General features: G+C 57.8%; 14 protein-coding genes. 6 read left to right on the top strand and 8 right to left on the bottom strand.

Features of this window, described 5'->3' with window-relative positions; translation table 11 throughout:
- Positions 1-43: 43 nt before the first annotated feature.
- From BLR44_RS12450 to BLR44_RS12430, 5 genes are all read right to left on the bottom strand, one after another.
- On the bottom strand, positions 44-2,221 hold the full coding sequence (locus tag BLR44_RS12450; RefSeq protein ID WP_089682290.1) for a GumC family protein: 2,178 nt from the start codon (positions 2,219-2,221) through the stop codon (positions 44-46).
- Positions 2,218-3,279 (bottom strand): TolC family protein, encoded by a 1,062-nt coding sequence (locus BLR44_RS12445; RefSeq protein ID WP_089682288.1) that lies wholly within the window; start codon positions 3,277-3,279, stop codon positions 2,218-2,220. Before BLR44_RS12445 ends, BLR44_RS12450 begins: the two co-directional genes overlap by 4 nt.
- Positions 3,280-3,369: 90 nt before the next feature.
- Positions 3,370-4,395: a sugar transferase gene (locus BLR44_RS12440; RefSeq protein ID WP_176956017.1), complete on the bottom strand. Its 1,026-nt coding sequence runs from the start codon at positions 4,393-4,395 to the stop codon at positions 3,370-3,372.
- Positions 4,396-4,451: 56 nt separating this feature from the next.
- The gene (locus tag BLR44_RS12435) at positions 4,452-4,883 is read right to left on the bottom strand and encodes a response regulator (RefSeq protein ID WP_143017255.1); all 432 of its coding nucleotides are present in this window, start codon (positions 4,881-4,883) and stop codon (positions 4,452-4,454) included.
- Positions 4,884-6,161: 1,278 nt separating this feature from the next.
- Complete coding sequence (locus BLR44_RS12430; RefSeq protein WP_089682283.1) at positions 6,162-6,416, bottom strand: PspC domain-containing protein; 255 nt, start codon at positions 6,414-6,416, stop codon at positions 6,162-6,164.
- 625 nt (positions 6,417-7,041) lie between these two features.
- On the opposite strand from BLR44_RS12430, the gene BLR44_RS12425 reads away from it, so the two are divergent.
- The 4 genes from BLR44_RS12425 (at position 7,042) to BLR44_RS12410 (ending at position 10,819) form a co-directional block, all read left to right on the top strand.
- Positions 7,042-9,261 (top strand): TonB-dependent receptor, encoded by a 2,220-nt coding sequence (locus BLR44_RS12425; protein ID WP_089682280.1) that lies wholly within the window; start codon positions 7,042-7,044, stop codon positions 9,259-9,261.
- Between the two features lie 12 nt (positions 9,262-9,273).
- A complete protein-coding gene (locus BLR44_RS12420; RefSeq protein WP_089682278.1) occupies positions 9,274-9,912 on the top strand; it encodes a hypothetical protein in 639 nt (212 codons plus the stop codon).
- 19 nt (positions 9,913-9,931) lie between these two features.
- Complete coding sequence (locus BLR44_RS12415; RefSeq protein WP_218127061.1) at positions 9,932-10,393, top strand: SgcJ/EcaC family oxidoreductase; 462 nt, start codon at positions 9,932-9,934, stop codon at positions 10,391-10,393.
- A 210-nt stretch (positions 10,394-10,603) separates the two neighbouring features.
- Entirely contained in the window at positions 10,604-10,819 is a 216-nt protein-coding gene (locus BLR44_RS12410) for a hypothetical protein (protein ID WP_089682276.1), read from the top strand.
- On the opposite strand, the gene BLR44_RS12405 is transcribed toward BLR44_RS12410, so the two are convergent.
- The 3 genes from BLR44_RS12405 to BLR44_RS12395 all read right to left on the bottom strand — a co-directional run bounded on the left by BLR44_RS12405 (position 10,814) and on the right by BLR44_RS12395 (position 12,290).
- Positions 10,814-11,173, bottom strand: a complete 360-nt coding sequence (locus tag BLR44_RS12405; protein ID WP_089682273.1) for a cupin domain-containing protein — start codon at positions 11,171-11,173, stop codon at positions 10,814-10,816. The genes BLR44_RS12410 and BLR44_RS12405 overlap by 6 nt on opposite strands.
- Before the next feature lie 73 nt (positions 11,174-11,246).
- Positions 11,247-11,624, bottom strand: coding sequence for an arsenate reductase family protein (locus BLR44_RS12400; protein WP_089682271.1), 378 nt, complete (start codon positions 11,622-11,624; stop codon positions 11,247-11,249).
- A gap of 30 nt (positions 11,625-11,654) precedes the next feature.
- Positions 11,655-12,290 carry a histidine phosphatase family protein gene (locus tag BLR44_RS12395; protein ID WP_089682269.1) on the bottom strand — a complete coding sequence of 212 codons (636 nt, stop codon included), beginning with the start codon at positions 12,288-12,290 and terminating at the stop codon, positions 11,655-11,657.
- Between the two features lie 92 nt (positions 12,291-12,382).
- On the opposite strand from BLR44_RS12395, the gene BLR44_RS12390 reads away from it, so the two are divergent.
- Positions 12,383-12,772, top strand: coding sequence for a hotdog fold thioesterase (locus BLR44_RS12390; protein ID WP_317042781.1), 390 nt, complete (start codon positions 12,383-12,385; stop codon positions 12,770-12,772).
- A gap of 71 nt (positions 12,773-12,843) precedes the next feature.
- Positions 12,844-14,046, top strand: a complete 1,203-nt coding sequence (locus BLR44_RS12385; protein WP_089682265.1) for an isochorismate synthase — start codon at positions 12,844-12,846, stop codon at positions 14,044-14,046.
- Positions 14,047-14,081: the final 35 nt, after the last annotated feature.

The raw sequence follows: 14,081 nt of genomic DNA, 5'->3' as shown, positions 1-14,081 counted from the left end.
GAGTTGTGGTTGGAAAGGAAAGCGTTTGCCGGGCGATGTCGGCCTAGTAGGTCTTTTCCAAAGAAGGCAAGACGTGGGGCACTTCGTGCGGTAGGGTCTGGGCCGATGCCCTGACGACGCGAGGGACATGATGAGCCGTAGCCTGGGGCTTCAGGCGACCCAGTAGTTGTCTGGCCTGGTTCCATTCCATGCCGTTCAGAAAGCCGTATGCGGGTTGCGTCACGTTTTCCCGGTAAATGGCCAGCATGTGATCGTCGGCACGGGTCCAGTTCCGGCCAGCCGGGACCACCACCAGCGACAGATCGGCCCGTGCCACCAGGGCCGGGGGGAGCACCTGCTGCGCGACTGGTTCCAATTCCACAAAATAGAGGCGTCCTTTGGTCATGGGATCGGTAATAGCAGAGGGCGAAGCCTGACCGTTCCGCTCCTGGTACGGCAGTTGCGCAAGGGCCTCGTCCAGAGAGAGGAGCTGTGCCGTGTAGCCAAGTTCTTTTAGCTTGTGCACCAGTTGCTGACCCACGAACGTCTTGCTGGCCTGCGCCTGCGTGCTGTACAGCAACACCAGCGTGGCATCGCCTTTGAAATGCGTTTGGAGACGGTTGAGGCACTGGTTCAGCAACAGGTCCGACAGCGGATACTTTTGCTCCTTGCGGCCGGGCGAAGGAAGTGCGCCGGCAAACGGCAGTCCCGTGCGTTCGGTGCAGTCGGCGGCGTCGTTGATCTTCGTGTCGAGTAGCTCCTTACCGACCAGCAAACCGAGCATCATCCCCGCGCTGGCGATGAACGAAAGCATGACGAGCAGCAGGTTCTTCAGCGAACTGGGCTTGTCCGGGAAGCTGGGTTCGTCCAGAATCCGCAGGTTCGAGCTGGTCGTGATGTTCCGTTCCCGCAGGCGGCTGGCGTTCAGGTTGCGCAACACTTCCTGCCGCTGGGTATTCACCAGCTCGATTTCCCGTTCCAGGCGATTCAGCTCCGTACGCAGCGGGACCAGCGACTGAAAGCGGTTGGTCACGGTCGATTGCATGCCCTGCAAACTCCGGATGCGCGCCCGGCTGCGTTCTACGTCCAGCGAGGCCTCGTTGTAACTCGTGTGCAGTTCCTGTAACGTGACGCCGTCGCGCGAGGAGTTGCTGACCGCCGCCGTGGCTTGGCCCAGTTTGCGCTCCACCTCACTGATCTGTTGTTGCAAACGGGAGATCCTGGCCTGGTCCTGGTTGGGACTGACCTGCAACAGGGTAAGCTGATCGTTGAGCGTCGTTAGTTGGGTACGCAAGGTGCGGGCTTCGGCAGAGTAGCCTTGCAGTTCCTGCTTCGAGTTCATCTTGGTATTGAGTTGCTGCAACGCGGCTTCGGCGGCGGCCAGCCGGGACCGCTCTTGTTGCAACTCGTTTTCAATCGTGCTTTGCTGAGCCACCACGGCCTCGCCGTCTTTTTCGTAGTCTAATACCTGGTTGCTGGTTTTGAACAACTTGAGGCTATCTTCCTTCCGCGCCAGCACGGCCGAAATCTCGTCCAGCTTCTTTTCGAAATAAGCGACCACCGAGCCCGCTTCGCCGGTTTTGGTCTGGCGGTATTTTTCGATGAAGGTGTCGAACAGGATGTTCAGCGTCGTTTGTGCCTGATGCGGCTCTTTGGCCGCGTACGAAAGCTTGATCAGATCGCTGCTGCCCACCCGCGCGGCTTCCAGCTTGTCGGAGAGGCTGTGAACGCTGAGGGGCGACTCTTTCGCGTAGACAATGGCGCGCAACTGCGGATCGCCCGCTTTGAGGCGAACTTGCAGCGAATCGAACAGCTGATCGCGTTGGGCTTCCAGGTCGGGCGTAGGGGCGGCCAGAGTTTCCAGCGCCTGCCGGTACGCGGGCGGCAGGTGTTCCTCCAGGTAGGCTTTGTCTTCCTCGGCAGCATTGAGCGTAGGGTCCGGCACCAGGGCGAGGCGCGTCAGCATCCGCAGGCTGACCTCTTCCAGCGTACTGCGCAGCTTGATGGTGTTGATCAGGTTATCGAACGCGCTGTTGACCACGATGTAGTCGGTCGCTTTGGCCGCGTCGGGGCTTTCCAGGTTGTACCCGGACGCAAAGCCCGTGTAGAGCAAAGCCTCGGAGTAGTACAACTTCGATTTGTTGAAAACCAGCACAAAGGTGAGCAGGGCCGTCGCCAGTGGAAAACCCAGCACCAGCCACAGGTGCCGCAACACCAGGTTGATCAGTCGTTCTACTTTCATATGTCTAGACGTAATTTCTGGCCAATCATATTTTCCAGGAGCCGCCAGTGGGTCAGCAGCTGTTTTCGCAGAAGCTCGTACTCCATGTCGGCCGCGGCGGCTTCCAGCGTCACGTCCTTCAGGTTAGGCGGTGCTACACCGTTGACGTTGAGACTCTCTTCGGCCAAGGTTTTTTCGAGGGACAAGAACTGGCGGGTTTCGCTTTTGATCTTAAGCAGTTGCAGGTCGGCCACCACCTCGTAGTAGAGCGACGTGACCTGATTGGTGAGCTCCTGTGTAATGACCTCCCGTTTCAGTTGAGCACTTTGGTAGGCGGTTTTGGCGACGGTCACCTCGCGGTGTTGGTGGGTCAGGCTGGAAAGGGGCATCCGCACCAGAATGCCGGCCCGGTAATACTGAATCATGTCGTAATTGAGAAAGCTCACGTTGCCATCGTTCCCCTGCGACAGAAAGGGCTGGTTCGTGACGCCGGCGCCCAGGTCGGCAAACACAAAGTCGCTCCAGGTGCCCCGCCGGGTCTTTACTTCGTTGAAATACTTTTCAACTTCCGAGTCCTGGAGGCGCAGAACCGGCGAATACGCCAGACACAAGTCGATGATGGTTTCCAGACTGGGCAGTTGTTGCGAAGCCTGCGGCGGGCGGTTCGTCGGCAGGGTGTCGGATGCCGGACCCAAGAGGGTAGACGCGCGCGAATTTTCTTGGTGCAGGGCGAAGTTTCGCTCCATGCGGCCCGCGCGGGTCAGAACCGCCTCGCTGATGGGGGCGTAGCCCGGCGCCGCGACTTCCAGTTGGTAGGTTTTGCCGATCACCAGTGGCAAACGGTACGAGCCGTCAGCTTCCGGCACAATCTCGCCGATCTGACCTTCGTCCGGCAACTGATACTTCAGGGTGGCCGGCAGGGGGTGATCCGTAGCGGCATCGGTAATGGTGCCGAACAGTTCCATCACGGCGGTGGTGGCCCGTGCGGTGACCGGCGCGAGGAAAAGGAGCAGAGCAACACCCGATCCCATCAGGAACCGGCGGGGAAGGGAAGGCGTGTATGGGAAGCAGAGACGCATAGGCGAAAGAGGATTGACCCAGAAAGGCGAAGTGGGTTGAGTGGCGCACGGTTCGGCTGGGCCGGACGCGCGCCTGAAGCCCCGGAGGGCTCACACCGATTCTTTCTGTTTGATGGCGTTAAACGTTTTCAGAAAAATCTTCAGGTCTAAAAAAAAAGAAGTCTCCTGGGCGTACTGGTTATCGAGCTGCCGGCGCTCGTGGTCCGACATGTCCGCATGGCCGCGGCGCGTCACCTGCCACAGGCCCGTGATGCCGGCCGGTGCAAAAAAACGGGTCGCGTACTCGTCGGTCGTGAGCGATTCCGCTTCGTACAGCGGCAGCGGGCGGTTGCCGATCAGCGACATATCGCCCAGCAGCACATTCAGCAGTTGGGGAAGTTCGTCCAGGCTGTAGTTCCGCAGAAACGCCCCGAAGCGGGTGACACGCGGGTCGTTTTTGAGTTTGAAGAAGGAACCCTGGTATTGGTTGAGCGCCATCAGCTGCTGCCGTTGAGCGTCGGCATCTTTGCGCATCGTCCGGAACTTGTAGAAGTTGAAGGTTTGGTAATGCCTGCCCACCCGCTTCGCGACGTAAAACACCGGCCCTCTGGATTCAAGCTTGATGATAAGGGCAATCAGCAACAGCATGGGCAGCAGCAGCAGTAGAGCCAGCAGCGCGAACAACATGTCGAACAGGCGTTTGGTCCGGGGCAACGCCGCGTGGTAAGCCGAAGGGGGCGGCGCCAGCGTGGGTTGCGCGTGGGCAAGTTGCTGCAGGCGTTCGTGTACTTTTTCGGCCGTGATCGGGTCCAGCAGCATGGCGTCGATGCCTGCCGCCAGCAGGTCGGTGGTCGCTTCTACGCTGCTGCCGGGCGAGGCCACAATAAATTTCAGGTGCGCCGTCAGGCCCGCTTGTTGCACATGCTCGAACAGAGATCGTGCATTGCCGTCGGGCAGTTGGTCGTCGCAGAGCACCGCCTGGGGCAAGGGCCATTGGGCCGCCACCTGGTCGGTGAGCCAGTGAAGCGCCTGCGTGGCGTTGTAAAGCGAAACGAGTCGATACCCCAGGGATTCTAGGCCGGGAGCTAAGCCGTTGCGGTCGGCCCCGACAAGCAATAGGTAATTAGGGTCGGTCATAGCGTTGTGGTTTAAAGGAGGAAGAGAACTGCCGGCCGAATGCCGGACCGGAGGCGCTACCCTGCTTTGTACACAGGTGAGCGAAGTACGTACGCGGGTGCAGGTGGGGCGTTTTCGGCAAGCGTAGACGAGACTTTTTCCTGCAAACCAGCCGGTTTGAACGGCTTCTGTAGAATGCACTCGACCCCCAATCGGTGTAGGTCCAGGTCGTGCTGATGGGGCTCCAGCGCCGAAATGACAATGATCGGAATGTGGTGCAGCCACGCACTGGCCCTGATGGTTCTGATCAGGTCGAAGCCGTTGAGGGTGGGCATGCTCAGGTCCGTAATGATCAACTCCGGCGGCGGAGCCTTCTGCAAATGCAACAGGGCTTCGAAGCCGTCGGTCACGACCGTGACCTCATACTGTTGGTAAAAAAGCATGTAAAGAAGTCCGCACATCACGGGGCTGTCGTCAACGATGAGAATTCGTTTTTTAAAGGCAATCATGGTAAACGTCGAATAGGATCTCGGAATAAATGCAGTGAACAAAGGCAGCGCCGGCAACGGACCGGACGCTGGAGGAAAGCCGGCGGGTGCGGTGAGAAATGCACAGCACGTCTCCGTGGTTATGCCCTTGCACAACCGACATGCTGCAGACCGGGCAGAATGCCCACTGCACACCAAAGCCTACCTACACGGAAAGTCGGGAAAACGGGATTACACCATACGGCAAACGTTTCGTAGCAAAGCGTAATGGAGCGCAGTGCGGCAGAATGGGGCGGCACTGGCCGAGAGCCCTTGGCGAAGCACTTTCCGGCATCGGGTAGCGCCCGCAGAGGGGTAAGGTACTGGGGTGGTAGCCATTGCTGGCAACAGAACTGGGAGTTGCCGGCGCGCTTAGCCTCCTGCGAGAGGGGCCTGCCGGAACGCGTCTAGCCGCGGGCCTCGCACGTTGGTAGCGAAAGCGCTGGTGGGCCTACAAATAGGGCGGTGACGGGACTAGACGAAACACGTAGATTGATACGCTAAAATCAGTATACTTTGACTTGGTGGTATACTACCTTACGGTGAACAAACTACACGTGGTGGTACAGAGGAACGGGCGAACCGCAATGGGTAGAGGCTGAAACAACAACGCTTGGGTGTTTTACCAAGCCTCTCGACGCTACTTGGGGGCAATCCTGGCGCAACCGGTTCTTTACAAAGAGCTTGCGTACTAGTACGGATCTGCCTGAGGTAAAAGGGTAAAAGGTAAAAATGAAGAGGTAAGTCGAATAATGATGATGAATGCCCGAAAACTTACCTCAGATTGAAAAGGACTGAACGTGGTTGGTTGTGAAGATTTATGTAATAACCCCTTGATACACAGAGAAGTGAGCGGGGTAATGTTGATGGGCAATAATCAAAACTACTTTATTTGGTAATACAATGCAAGTATTTATTACATGCGTTATACGGAAAAGTAGGGCCCGAAGAGGAAGTCAGGTGGCCTCGAAATTAGAAGGCATCAAAATAGTGCTAACGAACCACTACGTAACCGGGGCTACGAATCGCTGAGGCCTTTTTGCGTAGCCAGGAAGTGAAATCGCGAAGTACTGAAAAATAAATTGATCGGGCGGAATAAATTTTTGCTCGGGCTAACGAGGGTCACCCTTGCACGAGTCCGGAGAAGCGTTGGTGGAAACTCTTTTCTTTTTTTGGAAAATATGGCAAAGCCGCCAACCCGACCGGTGTCCGGCGAGTGGCGGCTTTGCAGATCTATAAAGACGTCCGCTGACGAGAGCGTCAGTAGCGGCGATAGGAGTCGTGTCGTGACTCGTAGCGCGAGTCATACGGAGCATGGTACGGCTCTTCCGGCATCACCATCCACAGCAGCAGGTACACAATGGTACCGGGGAAGGCGGCCGATGCGACCGAAACGACCACAAACAAAATGCGGAAGATGGTCGGGTCGATGCCAAAGTAGTTGGCCAGGCCACCGCACACCCCACCGATCATACGGTCACGGGAGCGGAACAGGCGAGTGTTGTAAGCGTTCATGGTTTATCGGGTTAAGTTTTTTAATCTGTTTTTTGTCCGGGTGCCTTGCATTGTCCCGAAGCATGAACCAAAAGTAGGGGCGGCAGCATCCGAATCCCAGCCGGATTTGATAAGCGGCTCTACAACTTGATGTATTGGCTATTTTTTATGATAGTAATACTATCTTTCTGTTTGATCACTACGATACAACTTGGGAAGGCAGTCGCTCCTTTTCTCTATCTCCTTGAAAATCAGGTTCCTTATAATAATAAAAGGGACTTTGCCGCCGCATCCACATCCCAATAGAGATAAGAAGTACAGAAACGGTTCCGTGCTGAGGTCGGAGGTCGCACGCGCACGCATGACCTGGAAAGCCGGATGCCCTCATCAAGAATACGTGCTGCAACAGATCAGGAACGAGGAAGCATCATTCACGCTCCTGCTCTCTGTTCAACCGGCTCGGTTTTCATCCCTTCCCCGCTTATCCCCAAAATCGACCGGTGACAATTTCACCGGATCTTTTCGCCGTTTACCGGAACCTCTCGCCCGCTGACCCCACCTGCATTGAAGTGCGCTGGTGGGGTTCCTATTTTCGAAGCATCGTTTGTCCCTACAGCGCTTCCGCTGTCCTCAATCCCCTTCCGTTATGACACCGCCTCGCCCATTTGTTCGCGCTTGTTCACGCGCTTTGCGCATCGGCCTCTGGCTGAGTTTTTCGCTAGTTGCCGCCACGGGCTGGGCACAGACCACCCTCTCCGGAAAAGTGACCGACCCGCAGGGCGAAGTGCTGGTGGGCGCGAACGTCTATCTGCTCAATACACTAGACGGGGCCTCGACCGATGCGGAGGGGCGTTTTGCGTTTCAGACCGAAGAGCAAGGCGCGCAGGTGCTGGTAGTGTCCAGCCTGGGATTTGAAACTCTCAACCTTCCCGTGCAACTCACCGATGGCACGCAGGAAATACCGGTGAAGCTGCGGGAGTCGGTCAACAGCCTGAACGAAGTGGTAATTGCGGCCGGCAGCTTTGAGGCGAATAGCGACGGCAAAGTGGCGCTGATGCGTCCACTCGACATTGCCTCGACGGCCGGGGCGGGGGCCGACATTGCTGCGGCGATTCAGACGCTTCCGGGCACGCAACGGACCGGCGACCAGACGGGGCTGTTCGTGCGGGGCGGCGACGCCAGCGAAAGCCTGACGATCATCGACGGCATGGTGGTGCAGAACGCCTTCCAGAGCAATGTGCCCGGCGTGGCACAACGGAGTCGCTTTTCACCGTTCCAGTTCAAAGGCATTTCGTTCAGCAGTGGCGGGTACAGCGCGCGTTACGGGCAGGCGCTCTCGTCGGTGCTGGAACTGAGCACGCTCGACCTGCCCGAAGAAAGTACCGTCAGCTTCGGCCTCAACCAGGCGGGACTTTCCGCCTCGGCAGCGAAACTGTGGGAAAACCAGGCGGTAGAGGTGACGGCAGGCTACACCAACCTGGCGCCCTTTCTCAAAGTCATCCCGACCAATTTCGACTTCTACAAAATTCCGCAGGGCGGCAACGGCTCGGCGCGGTGGCTCTGGAAGCGGGGCGATACCGGCTTGCTGAAGGTGATGGCGATGTACAGCGTTACCCAGAGCTGCATCACGATTCCCAACCCGGCCGAGCCGGGCACGTGGGTGCGGTTCGGCCTCACCAACCACAACTCCTACGCAAATGCTTCGTACCGCGAAGCACTCAGCGCAAAGTGGTCGCTGTTCACGGCTGCCTCCCTCAGTTACAACCGAGACGACATCCGGCAGGGGAGCGTACCGGCGCGTAACCGCGACTGGCGCGCGCAGTACCGGGGCGAGGTCGCCTACGATGCCTCCGAAGCGGTGCATGTGGTGGCAGGGGTGGAGTGGCAGCGCTTCCGGTACCAGCAGACGTACGATACGTTGCAGTCGGGTTTTCAGGAACACCTCTGGGCGGCCTACGCTGAAGCCGAGTGGAAACCTCGGCGTTGGCTGGCCGTGAAGCCGGGCGTCCGGGCCGAACGGAGTACCCTGTTGGACCGGCAGAACGTGGGGCCGCGGTTGTCGCTGGCCGTCATGACCGGCGACCACAGTCAGGTGTCGGCGGCGGGCGGGCTGTTCTTTCAGAATCCCGGCAACCGGTATCTGCTGGCGGCGGGGCAGCCTTACCTGAGCACCCCGGCGGTGACTGATCTGCGTTTCCAGAAGGCGATGCACTACATCGCCAACTACCAGTGGATGCGCGACGACCGGACCTTTCGTGTCGAAGCGTATTATAAAGATTACCAGCAGCTGATCCGCGAGCAGGCGCCGTCGTACGATCCCAATCCCTACCGCTACGTGTGGTGGGAGTATAACAACGCCGGGACCGGCTACGCCCAGGGGATCGACTTCTTCTGGCGCGACAAAGCCTCCGTCAAAAATCTGGAATACTGGCTGTCGTACAGTCTGGTGGATACCAAGCGGTTGTACGAGAACTTTCCGGAAGCGGCGACGCCCACGTTTGTCTCCAACCACAACCTGAACGTAATCCTGAAGTACTACATTGAGTCACTCAAACTCTTTGTGGGGGGGAGTTACAACTACTCCAGCGGGCGGCCCTACTACCGACCCGACAGCCCGGACTTCCTGAGCGACCGCACGCCCGACTACCACAACCTGGCGCTGAACGCGGCCTACCTCACCACCATCGACAACTTCTTTACCGTCTTCTACCTCTCGTTCGACAACATCACCAACCGCAAAAATATTTTCGGTTACCGGTACGCCAACGAAGGGCAGGAGCGCTACGCCATCCAGCCGCTGCTGTACCGCTCGCTGTTTGTGGGCGTCAACATTTCCCTTTCTGCATTTAACAAAGACGAACTCTAATCCTCCAATCTCATGAAAAAAACAGGAATTTTCCTCACGCTTCTGGTGCTGGTAGCCCACAGTGCACTGGCCCAGGATTTCAAAGCAACCCTCGAAAAGACCGTGACGACCTTTCAGCGAGCACAGGAACTTCAGGAACGGCTGGCGGCCAGCAACCGCCTCGAACTGATCGCCAACAAGTTTGCCGACCAGTGGGCCGCGCCGTACTACGCCGCGTACAGCAAAGCGCTGCTCGGCGCCATGGAGACGGACCCCATCAAAAAAGATCAGTACCTCGACCAGGCCGATCAGTACCTGACCAAAGCCCAGGCGCTGACCCCTGACCAGGACGAGAATTTTGTGCTGGCCGCGATGATTGCCTCCACGCGTATCGGAGTCGATCCGGAAAACCGCTGGCAGCAGTACGGAAAGGAATTTGAGCAGAACCTGAAGAAGGCCAAAAAACTGAAAGAAGATAACCCGCGCATCTATTACCTGCAAGGCGTTAGTCTGCTGTACACCCCGGAGCAGTTCGGTGGCGGGAAGAAAGCCGCCTTGCCTTACTTCGAAAAGGCAGCGACCTTGTTCCAGCAGGAACCCGACGACGACATCACGGACCCTTCGTGGGGCGAATGGCCCAACACGGAATACCTGAAATACTGCCAGTCGTAATCGTAAAGTTCTGGAGCCGATGAAAGCCACCTTGCTTCGCATGATCGCCACGCCCGACGAAACCCAACTGATCGAACTGTTCGATCACCTGGCCGATGCCTGGAACCGGGGCGACGCCCAGCGGTTTGCGTCTTACTTCACGCACGACTGCGACTACGTCACGTTCGCCGGGCAGCACCTGAAGGGGCAAAAGGCCCATCGGGAGGCACACGAAAAACTATTTCGGGGCCTTCTGCGCGGTTCTAGGTTGCAGGGGCGCGTCCGCCAGATTCGTTTCCTGTCGCCCGACTTGGCCCTCGTGCACGGGACGGGCACAGTGCAACTGCGATGGCAACGGAAGCCCTCCACCCGACGCGAATCGCTGAACACCAGTGTGGTAGTACGGCAGGACGACGGCTGGAAGATTACGGCCTTTCATAACGTACGGATTCAGCCCCCCGGCGTCTTTCATCGGCTGCGGAACGCCTTGCGGCTGGCCTGAACAATAGAAAGTGCGGCACCTGCGGTAGTAGGTGCCGCACTTTTTGAACGCAGGTTCAATGCTTTCGCGGAAGTAGTAGAACGATGGTCTTAACCCACTACGAAGGCCAGTGACTTTTGCCGTCGGTAGGCGGCTTGTGCCGCTTGTCCCTCTGTGGCGGCGATTTCTTTACCGATTGCCTACCTTGGAGCCACACCAAAACTTGGTCACATGAATTTCAAAAAACTGCACCTCGCTTCTGCACTGTTGTGGGCCACGGCCATCCTCCTGGCGGCGCTGTTTTCAGCTCCGACCTTTTTTACCATCATTCTGCTGCCGCTCCTGGCGTTCAGTTCGCTGCAACTGATCCGGCAGGCCGCGAAAGCCGCCGGTACGACAGTTCAGACGTGTGGTACAGCTTCTGCTCCCGAATCAAGGCGGCTATAGTCGTTTCAGGTGATCGACTGTGCGTTCGTTGCGGACGTTGCCCGTGTTGAGGGTACTGGCGGGTTCGAAGAGCATTATCTCGACCTCCTCAGGTGCCACCGGGCGATGTTCGACGCCCCGCGGAACGATGAGCATCTCGCCGGCGTGCAGCTCGACCGTGCGGTCGCGGAAATGCATTTCCAGGGTGCCTCGTACCACCAGAAACAGTTCGTCTTCCGCCTCGTGGTGATGCCAGACGAATTCGCCCTTCAGCTTCGCCAATTTTACATGCTGCCCGTTGAGTTCGCCTACCAGATGGGGCTGCCAGTGCGCGTGGATCTGCGCTAATTTGTCGTCCAGGTTAATCTTTTCCATCGAACGTAAGGTAAAGAAAAACCCTCCGCGTGGGCGGAGGGTACAACGTTATTTTCCAGGATGCGCTGCCGGATCAGGGCCGGTTTTCGTTCAACTGCTCAATGTCGTTTTCGTAACGCACCAGCACCGCCCGGTTGCCGCGTACGGCAATGATCGACCACAGTTCCGGCGTGTGGGCCAGTACTTTGATCCACTCGTCGTCGGAAAGGTCGCTTTCGGCATACTTCTCCTTGTAGAGGTCACTTTTGTCGTTGATGATGTCGCGCACCGACGTTCCCGAGGGGAGCATGGACATCAGTTCGGCAATTTGCGTCTCGGTGACGGGCTGCTTGCGTACGTCGATCTCCTGCACGTGATTGCTGATGATGTGCGCGTACGGCAATATTTTGGGGATTACCTGCGATTCGTCGGGGTAATGGTAGATCTTTAAAGTTTTTTCGTCTTTCTCCATAAACTCAGTTTTGGATTAAGTACGAAAGAATCAGCCGAAGGATTTAACTTTTTGCAGGTGCGCGATGTCGTTGTACCGCTCTACTGAAAACATGCTGCCTGTGTAGTTCAGTTTGTAGAGGCCCAGGTTGTGGTGCTCGAACGTATCCATGCAGCGCAGTTCGTAGTGCAGCATCAGGCAGAGCAGAATGCGCATGGCCCGGCCGTGCATGCACACCAGAATGCGCTCCTCTTCCGGCCGCGACAGCATCAGCTCCAGCACCGGCTGCTGCCGGTCGGCCACGTCCTGCGGGCTTTCGCCGCCGTCGATCCGCAGTGTGGTTTCGCCCCGGTTCCAGGCGTCGATCACGCTGTAGTAGTATTCGTTCTCTTCCGGCGTAATGGCTTTGCCCTCGCGGTACCCCCAGTTGATCTCGTTCAGGCCCTGGTGCGCTTCCCACGGAATGCCCAGGTCCATAAACCGCTGGACGCTCTGCTGCGAGCGCTTCAGCCGGGACGTGTAGATCTTGTCGAACGGAATGTCGCGATACGCCTTAAAAAAAGCTTCGGCTTGTTGCTGTCCGGTCGCATTGAGATCGGAATCGACGCCGCTGCCCTGCACAATGCCTTTCAGGTTAAAGTCGGTCTGGCCGTGGCGTACCAAATAGATTTCTTTCGTTTTCTGCATATACTTACGTACTACAACAAATCGGCCGCAAACATAGTGCAAATCCTATACCTTTACTGCCGATGTTCCCTACAAATGTTACAGTAGCTCAGATGCAAGAACTAGGCCGGAACACCCTGGCCGAGCACCTGGGCATTGAGTTCGTCGAAATTGGCCCCGATTTTTTGACGGCCCGCATGCCAGTCGATCACCGCACGCACCAACCCTTTGGCCTCCTGCACGGGGGCGCCTCTGTGGCGCTGGCCGAAACGCTGGGGAGTGTGGCCGCGGCCCTGACGACTGACCCCAAGCGGCAGGCGTGTGTGGGACTGGAAATCAACGCCAACCACATCCGGGGCGTAAAATCGGGCTGGGTCTACGGCACCACCCGGCCGCTGCACATCGGACGAAGCACACAAGTCTGGGAAATTCGCATTCAGGACGAACAGGAACGCCTGATCTGCGTGAGCCGCATTACGATTGCCGTCCTGGAGAAATCCTAAAAAGATGATGCAAGAATAAACTTTCAGAATTTTTTGAATGTTTGTGCCAGTAAGAACGCACATTCCCTCTTATGAAAGTTACGACCGCCGTTCCTTCCGTACAGCTTCAGACCTTTAAAAAACTTTGGTCGGCCGCCCTGCAACACCACCTCGCGGTGGCGCTCTGGCGACATCCGCAGGAAGCACGTCAGCACCTGATCGTCGATTTTTCGGGCGAAACGAAGGTTGGCAAGGCCGATCTGGAAGAGACGCCCGCGGGGTTTTGGGTGAGTCCGTTTTTGAACGAAGACGGCACGCAGACCCGCCTGGTCCGGGCCGATTTTCATTACCATTCGGAATTGGACGAGTGGCCGGAAGAAGAAGATTTACCGGCTTCGGCGGCGCGTCGTGCGTTTTTCCGGACACTTCAGGAAGAAAATCACCGGCATAAAGCCCCTCTGCCGAAAGCCGAGGCACCTACGGCCGAAGCCACCGCACCCGGCGCATTTCAGGACCATGTGCGCACCGCCGTGGAGGCCATTCGGGCAGGGGCGTTTCGCAAAGTAGTGCTGGCCCGTACCAAAACGGTCGATCTGCCCGACGATTTCGACGTGCTCGACACATTCGAGCGCCTGTGTCGGCAGTATGCCGATGCGTTCGTCTCCCTGTTCTACCTGCCCGGCGAGGGTGTCTGGATGAGTGCCACGCCCGAAGTGCTGCTGCGCGTGGACCGCGACCAGCATTTTCATACCATGGCGCTGGCCGGTACGCAGCCTGTGGCGCCGGATCAATCGCTCGACGAGGTCCGCTGGGCACAGAAAGAAATTGAAGAGCAGGCGCTGGTGAGTCGCTACATCATCAGTTGTTTCAAAAGAATCCGCCTGCGCGAGTACGAAGAGGAGGGGCCACGCACCGTCCGGGCCGGACACCTGACCCACCTCCGCACGGACTATTCGGTCGACATGCAGGCGACCCGGTTTCCGCAGCTTGGCACCGTAATGCTGGAGCTCTTGCATCCGACCTCGGCCGTGTGCGGGCAGCCCAAAGCGCCCGCGCTGCACTTCATCCAGACACGGGAAGGATTTGACCGCCAGTTTTTCAGTGGTTTTCTGGGGCCTGTCCACCTCGAAGGCGAGTCCCGCTTGTACGTACACCTCCGCTGCATGCAGCTGCAACCCGGCCAGGCTACGCTCTACGCCGGAGCCGGCATTACCGCCGATTCTCGTCCCGACCGCGAATGGCAGGAGACAGAGCTGAAGTGCGACACGTTGTTGCGCGTCTTGAAAGGAGAATAAGCCATTCTAGCGACGGTGTCCCGTGCGTAAGCCGC

The organism is Catalinimonas alkaloidigena, from assembly GCF_900100765.1.
Classification (GTDB): Bacteria; Bacteroidota; Bacteroidia; order Cytophagales; family Flexibacteraceae; genus Mooreia; species Mooreia alkaloidigena.
The sequence above is the reverse complement of the archived record's forward strand: the minus strand, read 5'-3'. Positions and strand labels throughout refer to the sequence as shown.